A 21395-nucleotide genomic window follows, 5' to 3' on the forward strand; every position below is an offset into this window, starting at 1 on the left:
CGCATCGCCTGCAATGCGGCCCCGGCGCGCCGTCAGTCGCGCAGCGGGCGCGTGATGCGCGAGATCAGTTGGGGCGCGATCCGCTCGAGCGGCAGGATCGCCGACGCCGCGCCGATCGCCGCGGCCGCCTTCGGCATCCCGTAGACGGCGCTGGTCGCCTCGTCCTGCGCAATCGTGTAGCACCCCTTCGCGCGCATCGCCTTCAGGCCGAGCGCACCATCGCGCCCCATTCCCGTCAGCAGCACGCCGAGCGCGTCGCCCTGCCAGCCGTCGGCGACGCTGTTGAAGAACACGTCGATCGACGGCCGGTACGGCGTCTCGACCGGATGCTGCGTATAGCCGAGCACGCCGCGCGGCGACAGGTAAAGGTGATCGTTGGTCGCCGCGAGCAGCACCTCGCCGGCCTGCGGCACGCTGCCCTGCCGCGCGACGCGCACCGGCAGCCGCGTATAGCCGTCGAGCCACTCGGCCATCCCGTACGCGAACGCCTGGTCGACGTGCTGGACGATCACGAGCGCGGCCGGGAAATCGGCCGGCAGCGCACGCAGCAGCGCGGTGAGCGCAGTCGGCCCGCCCGCCGACGCGCCGATCGCGACGAGCGTCGGCTGGCCGCGCGCGGGCGCCGGCCCCGGCGGTACGAGCGCCGCGGTCCGGCTTTCGAGCAGCCGGCCGATCTGGTCGATCTTCGCGAGCAGTGCCTGCGGCGACGCGTCGGTCGACAGCCCGAGCGCGAGCGTCGGCGTGTCGACCGCATCGAGCGCGCCGGCCCCCATCGCCTCGTAGACCGAAGACGTGTTCGCGCTGACGCTCGCCGTCACGATCAGGATCGCGCACGGCGCGCGCGCCATGATCTGGCGCGTCGCCGCGACGCCGTCGACCTTCGGCATCACGAGATCCATCAGCACGACGTCGGGCGGATGCGCGACGCAGAAATCGACAGCCTCGTCGCCATCGGTCGCGACCCACAGCACGCGATGGTCCGTGCGCAGCGCGATCACGCGGCGCAGCGCCTCCACGGCCAGCGGCAGGTCGTTGACGATGCCGATGTTCATCCGCGCGCGTCTCCGATCAGGTCCTGCACGGCATCGAGCAGCGCCTCGTCGTGGAAGCTGCTCTTCGCGAGGTAGTAGTCGGCGCCGGCGTCGAGTCCGCGGCGGCGATCCTCGTCGCGATCCTTGTACGACACGATCATCACCGGCACGCGCTTGAGCATCGGGTCGCCCTTGATCAGCGTGACGAGTTCGATGCCATCCATGCGCGGCATGTCGACGTCGGTCACGACGAGATCGAACGCATCGCTGCGCACTGCGTTCCAGCCTTCCATCCCGTCGACCGCGACCGTCACGTCGTAACCGCGCTTCTCCAGCAGCTTGCGTTCGAGTTCGCGCACCGTCAGCGAATCGTCGACGACGAGCACGCGGCGGCGGCGATCGGCGAGCGCGAGCTGCGGGTCGCGCGTAAGCCGCGCCAGCTGCCCGCCGCGCACGAGCTTGTCGACCGAGCGGATCAGGTCCTCGACGTCGACGATCAGCACGGGGTCGCCGTTCTCGAGCAGCGCGCCGGCCGCGATGTTCTGGATCTTGTTCAGGCGGCTGTCGAGCGGCTGCACGACGAGCATCCGCTCGCCGAGAAAGCGGTCGACCGCGACGCCGTACAGCTCGGGCTCGCCGCCGACGACCACGACGGCCGTGCTGGTGCGCGCGGCGTCGGGCTCGCCCGCGTCGAGCAGCTGGTGCGCGGCGACCAGGCCCGCGCGCCGGCCGTCGAATGGAAAATGCGGCTGCCCTTCGAGCACGTCGATGTCGGCGTGCGCGAGTTCGAGCGTGCGGCGGACATGCGCAAGCGGGAACGCATACGGCTCGCCGCCGACTTCGACGAGCAGGCTGCGGATCACCGACAGCGTGAGCGGCAACTGCAGCACGAAGCGCATGCCCGCGCCCGGCTCGTTGAAGATCCGCACCGCGCCGCGCACGCCGCGCACCATCTCCTGCACCGCATCGAGGCCGACACCGCGCCCCGACACGTCGGTCACCGCATCGCGCATCGAGAAGCCCGGCAGCAGCAGGAATTCGAGCAGCTCGGGGTCGGACAGCCGGGCGGCCGTCTCGTCGTCGGTCAGGCGCTGGCGCACGACGGCCGCGCGCAGCGCGTCCATGTCGACGCCCGGCCCGTCGTCGATCACGCTCACGAGCAGCGAACCGGCGCTGTGGCGCGCCTCCAGCGTCACGCTCGCCTCGGCTGGCTTGCCGCGCGCGCGCCGTGCCTCCGGCGAATCGACGCCGTGGTCGATCGCGTTGCGCAGCAGATGGCCGAGCGGCGCGTCGAGCAGGTCGAGGATGTCGCGATCGACCTGCGTACCCTCGCCGACGATCGAGAAGCGCACCTGCTTGCCGAGCGAGCGCGCGAGATCGCGGACGATGCGCGGATACGCACGCGTCGCATCGCCGAACGGCCGCATCCGGCACTGCAACGCCTCGTCGTACAGCTGCTCGGCGATATGCGTGCTGCGCCGCTCGAAGCGGTCGAATTCCTCCATGCGCTCGGCCAGCGAACGCTGCAGGTCGTTGAGCATGTGCCGCACTTCGTTCATCGACGCGAGCATGCCCGCGTCGAGATCGTCGGCGAACTGCTCGACCATCAGATCGAGCGAACGGGCCGCATCGCGCTGCGCACGCTTCACGCGCAGCATCGATTCGGCGAACGGCTTGAGCCAGCGCGATTCGACCAGCGATTCGCCGGACAGGCTCAGCAGCCGGTTCAGCGTATCGGCGCGCACACGGCGCATCGCGCCGGCACCGGCCACGCGGCCGGCCTGCGCCGGATCGGGCACAGCGCCCGACACCGCGAGCGGCGGCACCGCGGCGCTCGCGCCGACCGGTTCGTTCGCGGCGCCGTCGTGGTCGCGATACGGCATGACCGACGGCGGGACCGGCGGCGGCGCGGCAGGCGCCTGCATCGTCTGCGCGCCGTCGGCGCCCGTCAGCGCGGCTGCGAACACGTCGATCTCGGTCGGCGTGACGGGCTGCGCCTGCGGATCGCCGACGCGCACGAGCAAATCGACGCCGGCGAGCAGCACGTCGACGTGCGTGGCCGTCAGCGAGATCGTGCCGGCCTGCGCGGCGACGAAGCATTCCTCCATCCGCCCCGCGATGTCTACGCCGAGCGGCACGCCGACGATGCGCGCGGCGCCCTTCAGCGAATGCGCGGCGCGCATGCAGGCCTCGAGCGCGACGGAATCGGGCTCGCCCGATTCGAGCGCGAGCAGCCGCTCGGACAGCGCCTGGGTCTGCGTGCGCGTCTCCTCGCGATACAGCTCGAGCAGCGACAGGTGGCTCAGGTCGTCGTCGCCGCTCATCGCATGCTCCGTGTCACGGCGTCGAACAGACGGTCGTCGTCGAGCAGGCCCACCGACTTGCCGCGCCACGACAGCACCCCGCGCGACAGGCCGGCGCTCGCGCGCCCGACGGTCGCCGGCACGGGCACCCAGTCGGATGCGCCGAAGCGCAGCACACCCTCGACTTCGTCGACCGGAAACACGACCGGGTCGCCCTGGTGCGCGGCGACCAGCAGCCGCGTGAAACGGCCGTCGCCGTCGCGGTTGCCGCCCTTGCCCGCATCGAGGCCGAGCAGCGCGCCGATCGAGATCGCGATGCGCAGCGTGCCGCGAATGTTGACCACGCCGCGCACGGCCGAATTGCGGCGATGCGGCAGCGAATGGATCGGGCGCGTGCCGGCGATCTCGCGCAGCACGCCGATCGGCAGCGCGAGCCATTCGTCGGCCACGCGGAACGCCAGCGCCGCATGGTGCGTGTCGCCGTCGTCGCCCGCGTGCGGCGCGCCGGACGCACTGATCCGGCGCGTCGCGTCGGCCAGTTCGGCGGCGTCGAGCGGACGCTCGAGCAGCTTCGCCGCGTGATATGCGTAGACCGGGCAGTTCAGGCAGCGCAGGCAGTCGTTCAGCCGCTCGCACGAGCGGTCGCCACGCGTGCCGATCCGGTTCCAGCAATCGTCGACGTCGATCGTCGTGTCGTCAATGGCAGCGGCGTCGCGGTTCATGAATTCCTCTGGTCATCGCGGTGTCGTCCCGATCCCGTCATCGTGTCAGCCGGCCGAGCGCCGTGCGCGCTCGAGCAGCCATTGCGCACCTGCACGATCGCCGCCGACGTCGAGCAGCGTTGCGAGATGGGTCAGCGCTTCGTGGTGCGTGGGTCGCAGGTACAGCGCCTTCCGGTAGAAGTCGCCCGCTTCCGCGGCGCGCCCGCGCGCATCCGCGATCAATCCGTTCAGGTAGAACGCATCGGCATGCGGCCCGACGCGTGCGGAGAACTGCGCGAGCACGCGCTCGGCCTCGTCGAATGCGCCCGCGTTCGCGAGCGCCTGCGCATCCTCGAGCGTCGGCCCGGTGCCTTCGGCAACCGGCGCCACTGCGTCGGCCGTCACCACCGACAGGTCGGCCCGTGCGTCGAAGGTGGCCGTGTTCACGGCCGGCGGCGGCACCGCGAACGGCTGCCCCGGACCACCAGGCCAGGACGGCGGCGCGACGGCCAGCACCGAGCGCGTCGCCGCGAGCGGCGCGACCGTGAAGCGCTCCGCGCGACGGTACGGCGCCGCTGCCGACAGCGGAACCGGCGACCGGGCCGAACCCGCATCGGCCACCGCGCCGGCCGGCTCACGATGAAACGCGAATGCCAGCGGCACGCGCGCCGAGCGCATCCCGTGCCGCATCGCGACGCCCGTTTCGGCCGGCCCGACGAACAGCATGCCGTCGTCGACGAGCAGCGCGTCGAGCGAGCGGATCACGCGATCCTGCGCGTCGCGGTCAAAGTAGATCAGCACATTGCGGCAGAACACGAAATCGTAGCGGATACCCGTATCCGCGACCGGTTCGACGAGGTTGGCGTGACGGAATTGCACGCATGCGCGCACGCGCTCGTCGAGCAGCCAGCCGTCATTGGCCGGCGTGAAGTGCCGCGAACGAAACTCCGTCGCCGTCCCGCGAAACGCGTTGCGCCCATAACAGCCGAGCCGCGCCTGTTCGATCGCGCGCGCGCTGAGGTCGATCGCGTCGATCGTGAAACTGGCCGGGTCGAGCCCCGCGTCGAGCAGCGCCATCGCCGCAGAATACGGCTCCTCGCCCGTCGAGCATGGCGCGCTCAGCACGCGGATCACGCGGCCGGGCAGCGCGGCGAGCCGTTCGAGCGCGAGCCGCGCGAGCGTCGCGAACGCCTCGCGGTCGCGGAAAAACCACGTCTCGGGCACGACAAACAGCTCGATCAGCGCACGCCGCTCGTCGGGCGATGCGTTCAGCTGCTGCCAGTACGCGTCGAGCGCCTCCGGCGTGACGGGCGGCCGCGCCGCCGACGGCAGGCGCTCGCCGTCCGCCTGCAGCGTATGCACGCGCTCCGTCAGCGCCCGCGTCAGAAAATCGTTGCCGAGCGAATCGGGGTCGATGCCGGTCTCGCGCAACAGCCAGTTGCGAAATCGCGATTCGGACGCTTTCATGCGAACTCCCCCCCGTGGCCCGGCAGGCCGTCGAACAGATACAGGCGCGCCACATCGTCGATCAGGTCGGACACCGACACCTGCTGCACGACGCCGTCAGGCGTATTGGCGACGTGCCCGAGCCAGCGCGTGCGCGCGGTCGAGATGCCGCTCGCGTGAAACGCCGCGCGGTCGATCCGCATCGTCTGCGTCGCACGTTCGACGATCAGGCCGAGCGTGCGCTCGACGCCAGCCTCGCCCGCGCGGTAGCGGACCATCACGAGCCGCGTCGAGCGCAGCGCATGCGCGCGCCGCCCGAGCGCCAGCATCGGCACGTCGATCACCGGCACCGGCTGGCCGCCGCGCATCAACAGCCCGGCGATCCAGTCGGGTGCGCCGGGCACGGCCTTCGTGTCCGCGAGCGGCAGCACCTCTTCGATGCCGGCCGCGTCGAGCGCATAGCGCTCTCCGTCGAGCTCGAACATCAGGAACAGCGCATGCGCGCCGTTCTGCGGATCGGCGCGCGTCACGCGTCGACCTTGAAGCGCGACACGCTGGTACGCAACTGGTTCGCCACCAGCGTCAGGTCGTCGATTGCCTGCGACGACTGGCGCAGCGACTCGGCCGTCTGCTGCGCGGCCTCCGACAGCTGCGACAGCGCCTGCGTGATCTGCTCGGCGCCGTTCGCCTGCGTCTGCATCCCTTCGTTGACCATCTGGAAGCGCGGCGCGAGCGTCTGCACTTCGGCGATGATCTGCGACAGCTGCCCGCCGACCTGCTGCACGTCGAGCATCCCGCGGCGCACTTCCTCGGAGAACTTGTCCATCCCCATCACGCCCGCCGACACGGCCGACTGGATTTCCTTCACCGTCTGCTCGATGTCGTAGGTCGCCACCGCCGTCTGATCGGCCAGGCGGCGGATCTCGGTCGCGACGACCGCGAAACCGCGGCCGTACTCGCCGGCCTTCTCGGCCTCGATCGCCGCGTTCAGCGACAGCAGGTTGGTCTGGTCGGCCACCTTGGTGATGGTCGCGACCACCTGGTTGATGTTCAGCGCCTTCTCGTTGAGGATCGCGAGCTTCGCGTTCACCGAGCCGGCCGCGTCCATCACGCTGCGCATCGTCTCGCCCATCCGCGTGAGCCCGCTCTGGCTCACGCCCGCGAGCGTCGCCGACTGCTCGGCCACGCCGGCCACCTCGTTCATCGTGCGCAGCAGGTCGCGCGAGGTCGCGAAGATCTCGCGCGAGGTCGCGCCGATCTCGGTCGTCGTCGCGGCGGTTTCGTTCGCGGTTGCCTGCTGCTCGCGCGAGGTGGCCGCGATCTCGGCCACCGACGTCGTCACCTGCAGCGACGACTGCTGCGCGCGTGCGACCAGCTCGGTCAGCTCGTCGGCCATCCGGTTGAAGCCCGTCTCGAGCGTGCCGAATTCGTCGCGGCGGCGCAGGTCGAGGCGGCGCGTCAGGTTGCCGGTGCGCATCACGTCGTGCACTTCGACGAGCCGCGCCATCGGTACGGTCACCGAACGGTACAGCACGTAGCCGAGCCCGAGCGCGGACAGCAGCATGACCGCGAGCGCGGTCGCGAGCACGACCTCGGTGTCCTGCACGGATTCGCGGATCAGCTTCGCGGACTGCTCCGCGAACTTGCGGTTTTCCTGCACAAGGACGTTCGCATTGCGCACGACCTCGGTCCACGCGGGCAGCGCTTTCGCGTACGCGGCGACAGCCTCCTCGCGCGACACGCGGCTCTTCTGCACGGCATCGTTCAGCAGCGGCACGTAGCGGTCGTACGCGCCGCGGAACGCCGCGAAGCGTTGCCGGTCGTCGTCGCGGAACGTCGTGCTCTGGTAGTCGACCGACAGCGACTCGACGTCCTTCAGCGCATCGGAGATCTTCGCGAGATCGCGCTGCACGGTTTCGGACTCGGTGTCGACGAAGGTCGCCTGCTGCAGCAGCGTGAACGATTCGTTGACCGAACCGCGCAGCGACGACGCGAGGTAGACGCCGGGCAGCGAGTCGCGCTCGATGCTGACGGCTTCGGCATTGATCGCGCGCAGTCGCTCGTACGACACGCCGGCTGTCACCAGCATCAGCACGAACAGCACGCCGAAGCTGAGCAGGATGCGATTGCCGAGCGTCAGCCGGGCAGCGCCGATCGTCGGATGCAGGCTTTCATTGGTCGCGCGGGGTGTCACGGTGGCCATGTTCGTTATGGGCTTTCTAATATCAGCGTTGAAAAAATCCGCGCCCGCCTGCGCGCCGGAAGGCGCGCCACGAGCGCATCGGGGTCGGATGCGAACGACGCGGCGCCGGCAGGCCGCGCCGCGAAATCACCGCTCCGCTTGCGCCGGCAGCCGAAGCGCGACCATGAAGCCGCGCGCCGTATTGCGCATCAGGATCTGGCCGCGATGCCGCGCCGCCGTCGCGCGGACGAACGCGAGCCCGAGGCCGAAGCCGCCGCGCGCCGCGCCATGCGCCGATTCGAGCTGCACGAACGACTCGGTCGCGGCCGTGCGCTGCTCCGGTGCGATGCCGGCGCCGGTATCCTCGACGCCGATCAGCCAGGCACCGTCCTCGCCGCTCAGCGTGCAGTGCACGTCCATGCCGGCCGGGCCGTACTTCAGCCCGTTGTCGATCAGGTTCGCGACCGCGCGCGTGAGCATCATGCGGTCGCCCATCGTCACGCACTCGGTGTCGGGCACGTGCGCGACGACCCGGCAGCCGAGCCCGGCCGCCTTCTCCCACAGCTGGTCGACGGCATCGAGCGCGATCTCGTTGAGACTCACGACCTCGTGCGCGCGACGCTCGGACTGCGCGCGGGTCAGGTGGATGAAGCCGTCGGCGAGCGCGAGCGCGCGCCGCGCATGACCGGCGATGCGCTCCATGATCGCCGGCATGTCGCCGTGTTCGGTGCGGTAGACGTCGAGCAGCGCGAGGATCGACGTCTGCGGGGAACGCATGTCGTGCGACAGGAAATCGAGCGCCTCGTCGCGCTGCCGGGACATCAGGTACGAATTCGAGTGATAGCGGATGCGCGCGGTCAACTCCATCGCGTCGGGGAGCTTCACCAGATAGTCGTTCGCGCCGGCAATGAACGCCTCGCGCTTGACGATCGGCTCCTCCTTCGCGGACAGCACGATGATCGGCACGCGTGCGGTGCCGGCGTCCGCGCGCCACGCGCGGACGAGATCGAGGCCGTCGATCTCCGGCATCACCAGGTCCTGCAGGATCACCGTCGGCTTCACGTCGCGCGCGACCGCCATCGCCCGGTGCGCGTCGGTGCACACGTGCAGGTCGATGTCGTGTTCGCTGCGCAGCGCGCGACGGATCACCTCGCCGACGAACGGTTGATCGTCGACCAGGAGGACCGATAACCCCGATTCAAGACAATCCGAGGCATTATCACTGCTCGATTCTTTCATAAATACAGTTTCAAACGCCGAATCTCCAATCGATTCTTTCATAGGAGTTGTTTATCCGACTTGGACGCTATCTTATTTTGGCGGTTGAAAAACCCGCCTGATTCCGCCGATTTAGCCTGTCGGCACTGCCTTGCAGGGCTTCGGACGCCGATTCTTTCCCCGTTGGCGACCGCATTACCTCCGCATTCTTTCTCTCAATAAACATAACCGGCTGATTCTAAATGAAATTAGAACACAGCATCTATCTCCTTCCGGTTTAGTTTTGCCAAATATGCAGAAAGAGACGGATTCAGATAAATCAGATCATTTCCGGATTCGAAAGACGATAACGTTTGCGAGACCGGCGCCACAAGGTTTGCATGGGCTGCAAGGGTGTTTGCCGGACGTATTGAGGGACGGATTCCGATACGTCGCATCGGCCGGCAGGCGGGAGCAAAAATCGCGCGGCGGGCAAGGGTCGGCCCGCGCGCCGTTCGGCGCCGGCAGGACGCCGGCCCGTGTGATGGCAGGTCGCGCCCGCTTACCCGCGCGCGTGCTGCGCGGACACTTCCTGCAGGTCGAGATCGCGTTCGAGCGTATGCAGCATCTCGTCATGGATGCGCCCCGACCGATGCAGGCGCAACAACTCCGCGCGCCCGGCCCGGATCGCGGCCAGCACGACGTCGTAGTGCGCGGTGCGCACTTCCGCCGGGTACTCGGGCTCGTCCTTCGCGCGCTCGGTCAGCTCCGCGCGATACGTGTACTGCTCGAGCAGGCGCGGATGGATCACGACGCCGTTCTCGTCGCGCACGAGCGGCTGGATCGCCGCGAGTTGCGCGGCCTCGACATGCGCCCACGTCTGCGGCTCGGTCAGGTGATGCGCGGCGCGCTCCTCGCGCTGCGGCAGGCGCAGCAGCCGGATCAGCGGCCCGATCGTCGTGCCCTGCAAGAGCACCGTGACGAGGATCACCGCGAACGACGCGACCAGGATCACGTCGCGACCGGGCAGCGCCTCGGGCAGCGACAGCGCGATCGCGAGCGTCACGACGCCGCGCATCCCGGCCCAGCTCATGATCGTCGCGGCCTTCCAGTCGGGTGCTTCGCCGCGCCGTGCGAACCCGCGCACCGGCCACTTCAGCGCCTCGACCGCATAGATCCACACGAAGCGCGACACGATCACCGCCGCCAGCACCGCGGCCACCGGCGGCACCATCGTGGCAAGCACCTGCTCGAAACCGCCGAGCCGGTGAATCGCGCCGCGCAGCGACAGCCCGATCAGCACGAACACCATCGATTCGAGCAGGAACACGATGACCTGCCAGAACGCGGTGCCGCGCGTGCGCACGGCCGCCGAGAACACCTCGTGCTGATGCCAGCCGATGATCATGCCGGCCGTGACGGTCGCGATCACGCCCGACACCTCGAGCATTTCGCCCGCGATGTACGCGATCCAGCCGGCGATCACCGCGACGGTGATCACGAGATAGTCGTCGTCGAGCAGCTTCAGGAACCACACGACGAGCTTGCCGACCACGAAGCCGACCACCACGCCGCCGAGCCCGAGCTCCGCGAAACGCACGACCGCATGCTCGAGGCTGAACGCGCCGGTGAGCGCAGCCGCGACCGCGAAGCGGAACAGCACGAGGCCGGCCGCGTCGTTCAGCAGGCTCTCGCCTTCGAGCAGCACCATCAGCCGGCGCGGCAGCGCGACGCGTTCGAGCACGGCTTTCGCGGCGACCGCGTCGGGCGGCGACACGATCGCGCCGAGCGCGAAGCACGCGGCCCAAGGCAGCGCCGGCACGACCCAGTGCACGGCAAAGCCGACCGCGAACGTCGTGAACACGACCGCGCCGATCGCGAGCATCAGGATGCCGCCGACGTTGCGCTTGAACTCCTCCCACACGGAGAAGTACGCGCCGTCCATCAGCAGCGGCGGCAGAAACACCAGCAGCACCAGCTCGGGATCGAGGTTGATCGGCGGCAGGCCGGGAATGAACGCGATACCGATGCCGCCGATCAGCAGCGCGGCCGCGGGCGGCAGCCGCAGCCGCTTGGCGATGCATTCGAGCGCGACGATCGCGAGGAATGACAACAGAACCAGCTTGAATGCCGAGACGGGGGACATGAATCGACCTCGTGAAGAATGAATTCGCGCTTTCCGGTGTCGCACCCCGGTCGGCAGTTTGGCGCGATTACATCACGAGGCGAGGCCCGCAGTCGAGCGGGCATCGGGCGGGCCGTCATTCAGCGCACACACCGTGCCGGCCCGATGCGGGCACCGCAATGAAAACGGCACGCAGGCCGGCCTGATCGCCGGCCTGCGTGCCGTTGCGGAACCGCGCCGCGTGCCTGCGCGTTACCGGCGCCGCACGACCATCAGCCGCGGTTCGGTCATGTCCTCGATCGCGTAGCGGATCCCTTCCCGGCCGAGGCCCGAATCCTTCACGCCACCGTACGGCATGTTGTCGACACGGAACGACGGCACGTCGTTGATCACGACGCCGCCGACTTCCAGTTCATCCCACGCGCGCTGCGCATGCGTGAGCGAATCGGTGAACACGCCGGCCTGCAGCCCGAAGTCGCTGTCGTTCACCCGTGCGAGCGCGTCGTCAAAGCGGTCGAACTTCTCGAGGATCGCGACCGGGCCGAACGCCTCCTTCCGGTACAGGTCCTGCTCATGCCCGACGTTTTCCAGCAGCGTCGCCTCGAACATCGCGCCGTCGACCTTGCCGCCCGCGACGATCTTCGCGCCCGCCGCGACGGCCGCGTCCATCCAGCCCGACAGCCGGCGCGACTCCGATTCGGAGATCATCGGGCCGACGAACGTCGACGGATCCTTCGGATCGCCCATCTTCAGCGATCGCGTCTTCGCGATCAGCTTCTCGCGCAGCGCGTCGTAGAGATCGGCATGCACGAGGATCCGCTGCACGCCGATGCAGCTCTGGCCCGACTGGTAGTACGCACCGAACGCGAGACGCTCGACCACGTAGTCGAGCCGGTCACGCTGGTCCGCATCGACGATCGCGGCTGCGTTGCCGCCGAGTTCCAGCACGACCTTCTTCTTGCCGGCCTTCTCCTTCAGCGCCCAGCCGACGGCCGGCGACCCCGTGAACGACAACAGTTTGAAACGCTCGTCGGTCGTGAACAGGTCGGCGCCATCGCGATGCGCGGGCAGTACCGAGAACGCGCCCTTCGGCAAGTCGGTTTCCGCGAGCACCTCGCCGATGATCAGCGCGCCGATCGGCGTGCGGCTCGCGGGCTTCAGCACGAACGGGCAGCCGGCCGCGAGCGCGGGCGCGACCTTGTGCGCGGCAAGGTTCAGCGGGAAGTTGAACGGCGAGATGAACGAGCACGGGCCGACCGGCACGCGCTTCGTATAGCCCGTATAGCCCTGCGCACGCGCGGAGATCTCGAGGTTGATGATCTCGCCGTCGATGCGCACCGATTCCTCGGACGCGACGCGGAACGTATCGATCAGCCGCGTCACTTCGCCCTTCGAATCGTTGATCGGCTTGCCGGCCTCGATGCACAGCGCCTCGGCCAGCTCGTCGAAGCGCTCGCGAAAGCGCGCGACGCAATGGTCGAGCACGGCCTGCCGCTTGAAGGCCGGCATCTCGCGCATCGGCTTCGCGGCGTCGACCGCCGCGGCGATCGCCGCATCGATCGCCTTCGCGTCGGCCAGCGCGACGCGCGTCGCGACCTTGCCGCTGAACTTGTCCGTCACGTCCAGATCGGTATTCGCGTAGACGGCTTCGTTGGCGAGGTAGTACGGATAGGTTTCCTTCAACATGGAACGACTCCTTCCTGTGAACGGGGAATTCAGAGCTGCGCCGACAGGCGCTTGATCTCGCGGTTCAGCACGCGCTCGTTGTCCGAGTAATCGATCGGCACGTCGATCACGTGCACGCCCGGCGACGAGAAGCACTCGCGCAGCAGCGGCTCCAGATCGTCAGCCGACTCGACGCGATGCCCGTGCGCGCCATAGCTTTGCGCATACGACACGAAATCGGGGTTCTGCAGCGTCATCGCGTAATCGGGGAAATTCATGTTCTCCTGCTTCCAGCGGATCATCCCGAACGCGTCGTCGCGCAGGATCATCACGACGAGGTCGAGCTTCAGCCGCACGGCCGTTTCGAGCTCCTGCGAATTCATCATGAAGCCGCCGTCGCCGCATACGGCGATCACCTTGCGCTGCGGATGCACGATCTTCGTCGCGATCGCCGACGGCAGACCCGCGCCCATCGACGCGAGCGCATTGTCGAGCAGCAGCGAGTTCGGCTCGTGCGCACGCCAGTAGCGCGCGAACCAGATCTTGTACATCCCGTTGTCGAGACAGACGATGCCGTCGACCGGCATTGCGTTGTACAGGTCGTTGACGATGCGCACCGGATACATCGGGAAACGCGGATCGTGCTGGCCCTTCTCCAGGTGCGCGTCGAAATGCTCCTTGATCATCGCGAAGCGCGCGAAATCCCAGTGCGGCTGCGGCGCGATCGCTTCCGTCATCTGCCACACCGCGTTCGCGATGTCGCCGACCACCTCGATCTGCGGAAAATAGACGGGATCGACCTGCGCGCCGAGGAAGTTCACATGGATCACGGTCTTGTCGTCCGCGCGCATGAAGAACGGCGGCTTCTCGATCACGTCGTGGCCGACGTTGATGATGCAGTCGGCGTGCTCGATCGCGCGGTGCACGAAATCGCCGTCGGACAGCGTCGCGTTGCCGAGCCACAGCGGGTGCGTCTCGTCGATCACGCCCTTGCCCATCTGCGTCGTGAAGAACGGGATGCCCGTCTTGTCGACGAATTCGACGAGGATCTTGCGGGTCGTCTTGCGGTTGCCGCCCGCGCCGATCATCAGCAGCGGATGGCGCGCGGCCTGGATCGCGTCGACCGCGTGCGCGACGGCCTTCTCCTCGGCCACCGGCCGCCGGCTGTAGCTGCGCGGGATCGGCTTGCCGTCACCCTCTTCGTGCGCGATGTCTTCCGGCAGTTCGAGGTGCGCGGCGCCCGGGCGCTCCTCCTCGGCGCGGCGGAACGCCTCGCGCACGGCCGACGGGATATTGCCGATCGACACGATCTGCCGCGTGAACTTCGTGAGCGGCTGCATCATGTCGACCACGTCGACGATCTGGAAGTGGCCCTGCTTGCTGGACTTGATCGGCTTCTGCCCGGTGATCATCAGCATCGGCATGCCGCCGAGCTGCGCATACGCCGCGGCCGTGACGAAGTTCGTCGCGCCGGGCCCGAGCGTCGCGAGACACACGCCGGTGCGCCCCGTCAGGCGGCCGTAGGTGGCGGCCATGAACCCGGCCGCCTGCTCGTGCCGGGTCAGCACGAGCTTGATCTTCGATCGCCGCAGCGATTCGAGCAGATCGAGGTTTTCTTCGCCGGGAATACCGAACACGTACTCGACGCCTTCGGCTTCCAGCGCCTTCACGAACAGATCCGATGCTTTCATGGGGGACTCTCGGTTATGCCACCTGCCCGGCCTACGGACACGCGGCGTTCATGACGCGCGCCGGCCTACGGCACGCGGACGCTCTACCTACTGGACACAGACCACGACACCTCCCGCCGCGCAACGAACGATGCACGGCGGCGCCTCCGGATGCCGGAGGACGAACGGACCCGCCCGTGCGCGGCAAGCGCGCACGGGCGGCAAAGACGTGTTTGATTGTAGACGGATTCGAAAGATTTCGACTTCGGCCGAACGGCCAATCCGCACACGAACGCAGCGGGCGGCCCTACCGTAGGGCCACGAAACGACCCGCCACCCGCCACCTCACCTGTGAACCATGGTTGACATACCGCAATCGATGCCCTACAGTGCGCCTACGTTCAGCATCCGGACCACCGACGTCTTCGACGCCTGGTTTGCCGGCCTTCAGGATCGCGTCGCGAAGCGACGCATCCAGGCACGCATCGACCGCCTGTCGATGGGCAATCCGGGCGACTGGAAGTCCGCCGGCGCGCCGGTCGTCGAAATGCGGATCGACCATGGCCCCGGCTACCGCGTCTACTACGTCCGGCGCGGGCCGATCTGGGTCATCCTGCTCTGCGGCGGCAACAAGTCGACGCAACAGGCCGACATACGCGCCGCGCACGCGATGCTCGCGCACCTCGACATGGAGTGATCGATGGACAAGATCAGCACCCGGCCGTGGGATTCGGCCGAACACCTGAAAACCGAAGACGACATGGCCGACTACTTCGAGGCCTGCCTGCAGGAGGCCGGCGACGATCCGGCCTTCATCGCGCACGCGCTCGGCGTGATCGCACGCGCACGCGGCATGTCGCAGGTCGCACGCGATGCCGGCCTGTCGCGCGAAGGGCTGTACAAGGCGCTGTCGCACGACGGCAACCCGAGCTTCGGCACCATCCTGAAAGTCATCAAGGCGCTCGGCCTGCAGCTGCACGGCTCGAAAGCGCACGCGTGATGCGCGCGCGTCCGGTGTCGCGCGCCGCGCGCGATGCCTTCCGCCGTGTCAATGCAGCCACCCGGCCGCCCAGCGCGGCACCAGCGACACCAGATACAGCCCGAGCCCGATCAGCCCGCCCACCAGCGTGCCGTTGATGCGGATGTATTGCAGGTCCTTGCCGATATTCAGCTCGATCTGCCGCGACATCTCGCGCGCATCCCAGTTGCGCACCGTATCGCGAATGTGGCGCATCAGGAAATCGGCGAAATCCGGCGCCATCTCGTGCACGGCCTTCTCCACGTGCTCGTTCAGCGATGCGCGCAGCGCGGGGCTCTCCGAAAGCCGCGCCCCGAGCCAGCCGCCGAGCGTCGCGGCCTGCCGGTGCAGCGCCGAATCGGCACGGGCGAGATCGGCCTTCAGCCACGCGCGCAACTGGTCCCACAAGTCGCGCACATACTCGTTGAACGCATCGCCGTCGCGGATATAGCGCTTGATCTCCTCGCCCTTCGCGACGAACGCCGGATCGTGCTTCAGCTTCTCGGTCAGCCGCGCGACCGTCCGGTCGAAGCGCTGCCGCAGTTCGTGCTCGGGGTCGGCCGCCACGCCTTCGAGCACGCGGCTCACCGCGCTCGCGAGCATCCGCGCGCCGTTCTCGCCGAACCACTGCGTCGGCATGATCTTCTCGACCTTCGGATACTGCGTCTTCAGCCATTCGACGATGAAGCCCGCGATCACCTCGCGGTTCTCCTCCTTGTCGAGCACGTCGACCACCTGTTCGATCGCGTCGTCGAGCAGCGCCTGATGGCGGCCGTCCTTCGTCAGCGTATCGAGGATCGCGCCGGCCGACTGCGACAGGTCGACCCGGTCGATCACCGCGCGGAACGCGTCGTGCACGAACGACTGGATTCGCGCGTCGTCCGTCATGTCGAGCGCGAAGCTCATCAGCTTCGTCACGTAACCGCCGAGCGCGTCGGTGTTCCGCGGTTCGCCCAGCCACGCGCCGAGCTTCTGCGCGGGATCGTGCTGGCGAATCTGCGCGGCGAGCGCGTCGGGGCCCAAGAATTTCTCGCGCACGAACACCGCGAGGTTGTCGGCGATCTTGTCCTTGTTCTTCGGAATGATCTCGGTATGACGCGACACGAACGGAATCGGCACGCGGCGGAACAGCGCGACGACCGCGAACCAGTCGGCGAGCGCGCCGACCATCGCGGCTTCGGCCACGGCCTTGACGCCGTCGACCCACGGGCCGCGCGGCAGCAGGATTGTCGTGACGAACACCGCGACGGCGGCCAGCAGCAGCCACAGCGCGCGGCGCTTGCTGCGTTTCAGTTCGAGGGCTTTGTCTGGCGTCATGGAGGTCCGGCGGATCGGCGATGCCGCTAATATCCCCGATTTCGTCGCGGCCGACAAACACGCAGGCGGTGCCGGGATGCACGGCGCACGCGCCGCGCATCCTGCTTTTACATGAACGACTTCAGGTTCACCGCCGGATCGGCCAGCTTCGCCGGATCGGGCACGGCCCCTGCCGCGATCAGACGGCGAGATGCGCCGATGTCACGGCCCAGGTTCGCCGCGGCCACCGCAACGATCCTGCCGTCGTCGCCCAGCCCGAACACCGTGAACGGCCCGCTCGCCGGATCGCCGCGCACGACGATCGTGCGTTCGCCGCCGAACAGCCCGAGCATCTGCAGGTTGCAGTCGTACTGATCGGACCACAGCCACGGCAGCTCGGCATAGGTTTCGTCCGCGCCGAGCAGGTTCGCGGCCGCGACGGCCGGCTGGTTTTCGGCGACCTGCCACGATTCGATCCGCACGTGACGCCCGAGCAGCGGGTTGAAGTGCATCGTCACCTCGCCCGTCGCGAAAATCGCGGTGTCGGTCGTGCGGCAGCCCGCGTCGACGCGTATCCCGTTGTCGACGTCGAGCCCGGCCGCCTGTGCCAACTCGACGTTGGGCACCACGCCGATGCCGACCACGACGATATCGGCCGGCACATCGCCGCGATCAGTCTCGACGATCGCGCCGCCGCCCGGTGCGCGACGGATCGCGCGCGGCAGCGTCGCCATCTGGAACACCACACCGCGCCCATCGTGCAGCTGGCGCGCATACGAACCGACGACTTCCGGCAACGCACGCTGCAACAAGCGCGGTGCCGGATCGATCACCGTCACGTCGCAGCCGAGCTGGCGCGCGGCAGCCGCCACCTCGAGCCCGATGAAACCACCGCCGAGCACCGCCACGCGGCGTCCCGGCGCAAGCCGCGCACGCAACGCACGTGCATCGTCGACCGTGCGGACGTAGTGCGGCGTGACGCCTTCGTCGACCGTCCCGCCGAACGTACGTACGCGCGAACCCGTCGCGAGCACGAGGCGTGCATAGGGTAACGTCGCGCCGTCGTCGAGCTGCACGCGCTGAGCGGCGCGCTCGATCGCATCGACGCGCGTGCCGAGCCGCAACTCGATGCGCTGCGCGTCGTACCACGCCGCATCGCGCACGAACGCGCGCTGCTCGCCGCCGTCCGTCAGTAGCGCATCCTTCGACAGCGCGGGCCGGTCATACGGCAGCTCGCGCTCCGCGCCGATCATCACGATGCGCGCCGCCGCATCGCGTTCGCGCAGCTTCGGCCGTGCGCCGCGCCGCGTGGCCGGCGCCGACGATCACGAACGGATCAGTCGACATTGACTTCCACCTGCCCGTCGACGATCCGGATCGGATAGGTCCGCACCGGCTCCGTGATCGGCGCGCATTTCGGCGCGCCGGTGCGGATGTCGATCAGCCCCTGGTGCAGCGGGCATTCGACGCAGCCGTCCTCCACATAGCCTTCGGACAGCCGCGCATGGCCGTGCGTGCAGAGGTCGTGCATCGCGAACAGTTCGTCGCCGATCCGGAACACGGCGATCGGTTTCTGGCCGGCGACGCGCGCCGCCGGTTCGTCTTCGGAGAATTCGTCGAAAGCGCCGAGCGGATGCCACTCGGCCAGCGTTGCTTCGGTCATGTCGGTTCCTTGCTTCGTCAGATCGGCGTCGCGAGCAGTGTCTGCACGCGCGACGTGTCGTAGATCACGCGCTTGGTCTTGTAGCGCAGCCCGTCGGGCGTACGCACGACCGTGTCGTAGTACTTGCCGGCCTGGTACACGTTCGACTCGCCGTTGCTGCGCGTCTGCACGACGACGTAGTTGCTCTCGGTGTCGATCTCGCCGTCGCGTTCGGCGACGATCGTCAGGCCCGATGTCATGTGCCGGTACGTGTGCTCTTCATAGATGTTCGCGTGCCGCAGCGACACCACGCGGTCGCGCAGCATGCGCTGGTTCGTGCAGTGGACGATCCCGACCGGCAGCCCGAGGTCGGCGTTCTCCTTCGGCACGATTTCGTACGTGCAGTCCTCGGTAAACATCGTCGGCCATGCTTCGAGCCGGTTGTTGTCGAGGTGCCCGATATAGCGGTTCTGGAGCATGTAAATCTCGAACCACGTCTTCATGTCTTCCGTCATTTCGCGCTCCCGCCTCAATAGCCCATCAGCTTCTGGTAGCCGACCCAGAACTTGCGGATCAGGCTTTCAGTGATCACCGTGTCCTGCTGGTCCGGATTGCCGCGCGACATCTCGATCACCGACGTCGCGTCGCCGTCACGCACCGTGCCGCGCTGCACGAGCTCGGTCGCCTCGGTGTCCTCCATCGAGATATAGCCGGCCGGCCCGACGAGGTTCGCCTGCTTGATGCGCAGCGCGCGCAGCTCGGGCGTGTCGTCCGCGTAACCGAAGAAATGGAAGATCAGTTCGAAGTTGTCGGGGCCTTTCGGCAGGATCTGGCGTGCGACCAGCGTGTTGTGGATCTGCTGGATCACGAGCTGCGGGAAGATCGGCTGGATATGGTTCGTGCAATCCTCGTCGTATTCCGACACGAGATCGAGAATCGATTCGTCCTCCAGATGAAAGCCTTCGTCGAACGAGCGAATGTTCTGCTGCTTGTACGCGGCCGACGTATCGTCGCCCGTCTTCGTCACCGTGATGATGCTGTGCAGCCCGTGATTCGCATCCGGAATCGAGCGCGCCTTCATCCCGACGCGGAAGATGTTGAAGGTCGTATGGAACAGGTGCAGCATGCTCGCGTGATACGGGTCCTTCACGTTCTCCATGTACAGCTTCCAGTTCGACTTCGAATACTGGCGCGTGCAGCCGAGATACTCGATCGGCTTGTGGAAGATCCGGTCGATCCACGGGCGCATCTGCTCGCCGAGATAGTCGGGCAGCGGCATCACATCGTCGCTGAAGGTGGCGAACACGAGCCCGCGATAGCTGTCGACGCGCAGCTTGCGCAGCCCGTGCTGCTTCGGGTCGAAGTCGGCCGGCATCCCGGACATCCCCTTCTGGCCGCGCCGGAACGGCACGCCGAGCAGGTTGCCGGAGTTATCGAAGCTCCACTGGTGATACACGCACGTGTGCGAGCTCGCGTTGCCGCGCGACTTGCGGCACACCTGCGCGCCGCGGTGCGCGCAACGGTTCACCCACGCGGAAAGTGCGCCATCCTCGGTGCGCGTGACGACCACCGGCGTATCGCCGACGAACGTGCTCTTGAAGTCGCCGGCGTTCGGGATTTCCGCTTCCAGCGCGACGAAGTTCCACGTCGGGCCGCGGAAGATGCGTTCCTGCTCGCGTTCGTAGACGGCCTGCGAACTGAACACCTTGTACGGCACGCGCGAGCCGTCGTCGTGCGGAAAGCTCACGGCGGACGCGTCGTCGCGCGGGGCGAACACGACGGGCGATTCTGTCTGCTCCATGTCGGACTCCTTGTGGTTCCGTTTCATTAACAAGATGGAGTCCATTTTTGAAAGGCTAATATTCGCCGTCTATCCGGAAAGTGCGATTGCGGCGGCGCAATATCCACTTTCGGCGGATTTCTGCGCTAGCATGGCGGCACACACGACCCTGCGCACGATCGCGACCCATTCATCGGATCGAAGCGCGCGTCGCCCATACAAAGGCTGAGGCCCATGTCCCCAACGTCGTTCGAGCCGCTCGCGCTGCGCGCGCACCGGCTGTTCGAATCCCGCGATCTCGACGAGACGCGCGAGCGGATCTCGCGCGTGATGCAGCCGCATGCGCTGCTGCCGAACGGTCGCACGCATGGTGCGTCGCACATGGATTTCGTCAGGCTCGGCGGGCTCGGGATCGGCACGATCGCATTCGGCGACGCGATGCGCGTGCAGGTCGACGCGGTCGATGGCTACTACCTGCTGATGTTCTGCCTGTCCGGCCAGGCAGAGGTGCGCGCGATGGGGCGGCAGCTCGGCGTCGACGGCCAGACCGGCGTGCTGTGCGCGCCCGGGGAGCCCTTCGATGCAGTGCTGTCCGCCGATTGCGAGCAGTTCGTGCTGCGCATCGACGCAGCCACGGTCGGCTCGCTCACGGGCGACCCGCGCGCGACGCTCGATCCCGTGCTGCACGTCAGCGACGCCGCACTCGCCGCGTGGCGCCAGCAACTGATGCTCGTTGCGCGCTCGCCCGAACTGCTCGAACGCGCGAACGCGAACCCGCGCGTCGCGTCGCAGCTCGAGCACCTGCTGATCGACCTGCTGATCGAGGGCCACCCGCCGTCGGTACTGCACGCGTCACGCCGCGATCCGGCACCGGGCTTCGTGCGACGCGCGCAGGAGTTCGTGAACGCGCACTACGCTCAGCCGCTGCAGCTCGCCGATATCGTCCAGGCCGCCAACGTGCCGGAGCGGACGCTGCGCGACGCGTTCCTGCAGTTCCGCGGAATGAGCCCGATGCAATACCTGCGCGCGACGCGGCTCGACCATGCGCGCGAACTGCTGCGCGGCGCGATGTCCGACCGGCGGATCGCCGATGTCGCGCTCGATTGCGGGTTTACCCACCTCGGGCGATTCGCGATCGCGTATCGGGAAAAGTTCGGCGAGTCTCCATCGGAAACGCTCGACGCGAAGCGATAGCGATGCATTCGCTGGCGCGGCCCGCAACCTGTACGACCGGCGCGCGGCTTGCATCGCCGTGCATGACATTGCGACACCTCGTCCGCATTGACTGGCGCCCACCGAAACAGACCGTTAGTTGCGATATTTGAGAGCGGCGACGCCC

17 protein-coding genes and 1 pseudogene are annotated in these 21395 nt (G+C 67.9%); 3 read left to right on the forward strand and 15 right to left on the reverse strand.

Features of this window, described 5'->3' with window-relative positions:
• Positions 1-32: 32 nt before the first annotated feature.
• The 10 genes from KEC55_RS23155 to KEC55_RS23200 all read right to left on the reverse strand — a co-directional run bounded on the left by KEC55_RS23155 (position 33) and on the right by KEC55_RS23200 (position 14341).
• Positions 33-1052, reverse strand: coding sequence for a chemotaxis response regulator protein-glutamate methylesterase (locus KEC55_RS23155; protein ID WP_282511176.1), 1020 nt, complete (start codon positions 1050-1052; stop codon positions 33-35).
• A complete protein-coding gene (locus tag KEC55_RS23160) occupies positions 1049-3355 on the reverse strand; it encodes a hybrid sensor histidine kinase/response regulator (RefSeq protein WP_282511179.1) in 2307 nt (768 codons plus the stop codon). The genes KEC55_RS23155 and KEC55_RS23160 overlap by 4 nt, the downstream gene beginning before the upstream one ends.
• Entirely contained in the window at positions 3352-4056 is a 705-nt protein-coding gene (locus KEC55_RS23165) for a chemotaxis protein CheW (RefSeq protein WP_282511181.1), read from the reverse strand. Before KEC55_RS23165 ends, KEC55_RS23160 begins: the two co-directional genes overlap by 4 nt.
• Before the next feature lie 45 nt (positions 4057-4101).
• Entirely contained in the window at positions 4102-5502 is a 1401-nt protein-coding gene (locus KEC55_RS23170; protein WP_282511182.1) for a CheR family methyltransferase, read from the reverse strand.
• Positions 5499-6011 (reverse strand): chemotaxis protein CheW, encoded by a 513-nt coding sequence (locus KEC55_RS23175; protein WP_282511183.1) that lies wholly within the window; start codon positions 6009-6011, stop codon positions 5499-5501. Before KEC55_RS23175 ends, KEC55_RS23170 begins: the two co-directional genes overlap by 4 nt.
• Positions 6008-7684 carry a methyl-accepting chemotaxis protein gene (locus tag KEC55_RS23180; protein ID WP_282511184.1) on the reverse strand — a complete coding sequence of 559 codons (1677 nt, stop codon included), beginning with the start codon at positions 7682-7684 and terminating at the stop codon, positions 6008-6010. The genes KEC55_RS23175 and KEC55_RS23180 overlap by 4 nt, the downstream gene beginning before the upstream one ends.
• A 126-nt stretch (positions 7685-7810) precedes the next feature.
• The gene (locus KEC55_RS23185; protein ID WP_282511185.1) at positions 7811-8944 is read right to left on the reverse strand and encodes a hybrid sensor histidine kinase/response regulator; all 1134 of its coding nucleotides are present in this window, start codon (positions 8942-8944) and stop codon (positions 7811-7813) included.
• 478 nt (positions 8945-9422) lie between these two features.
• Positions 9423-11006: a Na+/H+ antiporter gene (locus KEC55_RS23190; protein WP_282511186.1), complete on the reverse strand. Its 1584-nt coding sequence runs from the start codon at positions 11004-11006 to the stop codon at positions 9423-9425.
• Positions 11007-11237: 231 nt separating this feature from the next.
• Positions 11238-12671 (reverse strand): aldehyde dehydrogenase family protein, encoded by a 1434-nt coding sequence (locus tag KEC55_RS23195; RefSeq protein ID WP_282511188.1) that lies wholly within the window; start codon positions 12669-12671, stop codon positions 11238-11240.
• A gap of 29 nt (positions 12672-12700) precedes the next feature.
• Positions 12701-14341: an acetolactate synthase large subunit gene (locus tag KEC55_RS23200; RefSeq protein ID WP_176046073.1), complete on the reverse strand. Its 1641-nt coding sequence runs from the start codon at positions 14339-14341 to the stop codon at positions 12701-12703.
• A 358-nt stretch (positions 14342-14699) separates the two neighbouring features.
• Here KEC55_RS23200 and KEC55_RS23205 point away from each other — a divergent pair, with 358 nt between their 5' ends.
• On the forward strand, positions 14700-15017 hold the full coding sequence (locus KEC55_RS23205) for a type II toxin-antitoxin system RelE/ParE family toxin (protein WP_282511191.1): 318 nt from the start codon (positions 14700-14702) through the stop codon (positions 15015-15017).
• A gap of 3 nt (positions 15018-15020) precedes the next feature.
• Positions 15021-15320, forward strand: a complete 300-nt coding sequence (locus KEC55_RS23210) for an addiction module antidote protein (protein WP_124446336.1) — start codon at positions 15021-15023, stop codon at positions 15318-15320.
• A 48-nt stretch (positions 15321-15368) separates the two neighbouring features.
• Here the strand turns inward: KEC55_RS23210 and KEC55_RS23215 are convergent, their stop codons facing one another.
• The 5 genes and pseudogenes from KEC55_RS23215 to andAc all read right to left on the reverse strand — a co-directional run bounded on the left by KEC55_RS23215 (position 15369) and on the right by andAc (position 20077).
• Complete coding sequence (locus KEC55_RS23215) at positions 15369-16655, reverse strand: DUF445 domain-containing protein (protein WP_282511194.1); 1287 nt, start codon at positions 16653-16655, stop codon at positions 15369-15371.
• 107 nt (positions 16656-16762) lie between these two features.
• A pseudogene (gene andAa, locus KEC55_RS23220) lies at positions 16763-17981 on the reverse strand (anthranilate 1,2-dioxygenase system ferredoxin--NAD(+) reductase).
• On the reverse strand, positions 17971-18297 hold the full coding sequence (gene andAb / locus KEC55_RS23225; protein WP_282511195.1) for an anthranilate 1,2-dioxygenase ferredoxin subunit AndAb: 327 nt from the start codon (positions 18295-18297) through the stop codon (positions 17971-17973). Before andAb ends, andAa begins: the two are co-directional and overlap by 11 nt.
• Positions 18298-18314: 17 nt before the next feature.
• On the reverse strand, positions 18315-18791 hold the full coding sequence (andAd, locus tag KEC55_RS23230) for an anthranilate 1,2-dioxygenase small subunit AndAd (RefSeq protein WP_166954302.1): 477 nt from the start codon (positions 18789-18791) through the stop codon (positions 18315-18317).
• 14 nt (positions 18792-18805) lie between these two features.
• The gene (andAc, locus tag KEC55_RS23235) at positions 18806-20077 is read right to left on the reverse strand and encodes an anthranilate 1,2-dioxygenase large subunit AndAc (protein ID WP_282511201.1); all 1272 of its coding nucleotides are present in this window, start codon (positions 20075-20077) and stop codon (positions 18806-18808) included.
• A 213-nt stretch (positions 20078-20290) separates the two neighbouring features.
• Here andAc and andR point away from each other — a divergent pair, with 213 nt between their 5' ends.
• Positions 20291-21250 carry an anthranilate 1,2-dioxygenase regulatory protein AndR gene (gene andR, locus KEC55_RS23240; RefSeq protein WP_282511203.1) on the forward strand — a complete coding sequence of 320 codons (960 nt, stop codon included), beginning with the start codon at positions 20291-20293 and terminating at the stop codon, positions 21248-21250.
• Positions 21251-21395: the final 145 nt, after the last annotated feature.

The organism is Burkholderia cepacia (genome assembly GCF_029962485.1).
In the GTDB taxonomy this organism is placed as follows: Bacteria; Pseudomonadota; Gammaproteobacteria; order Burkholderiales; family Burkholderiaceae; genus Burkholderia.

Bases quoted from the DNA above. Each gene is read 5' to 3' on its own strand.
- KEC55_RS23155 (WP_282511176.1), bottom strand. From the start codon at position 1,052: ATGAACATCGGCATCGTCAACGACCTGCCGCTGGCCGTGGAGGCGCTG.
- KEC55_RS23160 (WP_282511179.1), bottom strand. From the start codon at position 3,355: ATGAGCGGCGACGACGACCTGAGCCACCTGTCGCTGCTCGAGCTGTAT.
- KEC55_RS23165 (WP_282511181.1), bottom strand. From the start codon at position 4,056: ATGAACCGCGACGCCGCTGCCATTGACGACACGACGATCGACGTCGAC.
- KEC55_RS23170 (WP_282511182.1), bottom strand. From the start codon at position 5,502: ATGAAAGCGTCCGAATCGCGATTTCGCAACTGGCTGTTGCGCGAGACC.
- KEC55_RS23180 (WP_282511184.1), bottom strand. From the start codon at position 7,684: ATGGCCACCGTGACACCCCGCGCGACCAATGAAAGCCTGCATCCGACG.
- KEC55_RS23185 (WP_282511185.1), bottom strand. From the start codon at position 8,944: ATGAAAGAATCGATTGGAGATTCGGCGTTTGAAACTGTATTTATGAAA.
- KEC55_RS23190 (WP_282511186.1), bottom strand. From the start codon at position 11,006: ATGTCCCCCGTCTCGGCATTCAAGCTGGTTCTGTTGTCATTCCTCGCG.
- KEC55_RS23195 (WP_282511188.1), bottom strand. From the start codon at position 12,671: ATGTTGAAGGAAACCTATCCGTACTACCTCGCCAACGAAGCCGTCTAC.
- KEC55_RS23200 (WP_176046073.1), bottom strand. From the start codon at position 14,341: ATGAAAGCATCGGATCTGTTCGTGAAGGCGCTGGAAGCCGAAGGCGTC.
- KEC55_RS23205 (WP_282511191.1), top strand. From the start codon at position 14,700: ATGCCCTACAGTGCGCCTACGTTCAGCATCCGGACCACCGACGTCTTC.
- KEC55_RS23210 (WP_124446336.1), top strand. From the start codon at position 15,021: ATGGACAAGATCAGCACCCGGCCGTGGGATTCGGCCGAACACCTGAAA.
- KEC55_RS23215 (WP_282511194.1), bottom strand. From the start codon at position 16,655: ATGACGCCAGACAAAGCCCTCGAACTGAAACGCAGCAAGCGCCGCGCG.
- andAb (WP_282511195.1), bottom strand. From the start codon at position 18,297: ATGACCGAAGCAACGCTGGCCGAGTGGCATCCGCTCGGCGCTTTCGAC.
- andAd (WP_166954302.1), bottom strand. From the start codon at position 18,791: ATGACGGAAGACATGAAGACGTGGTTCGAGATTTACATGCTCCAGAAC.
- andAc (WP_282511201.1), bottom strand. From the start codon at position 20,077: ATGGAGCAGACAGAATCGCCCGTCGTGTTCGCCCCGCGCGACGACGCG.
- andR (WP_282511203.1), top strand. From the start codon at position 20,291: ATGTCCCCAACGTCGTTCGAGCCGCTCGCGCTGCGCGCGCACCGGCTG.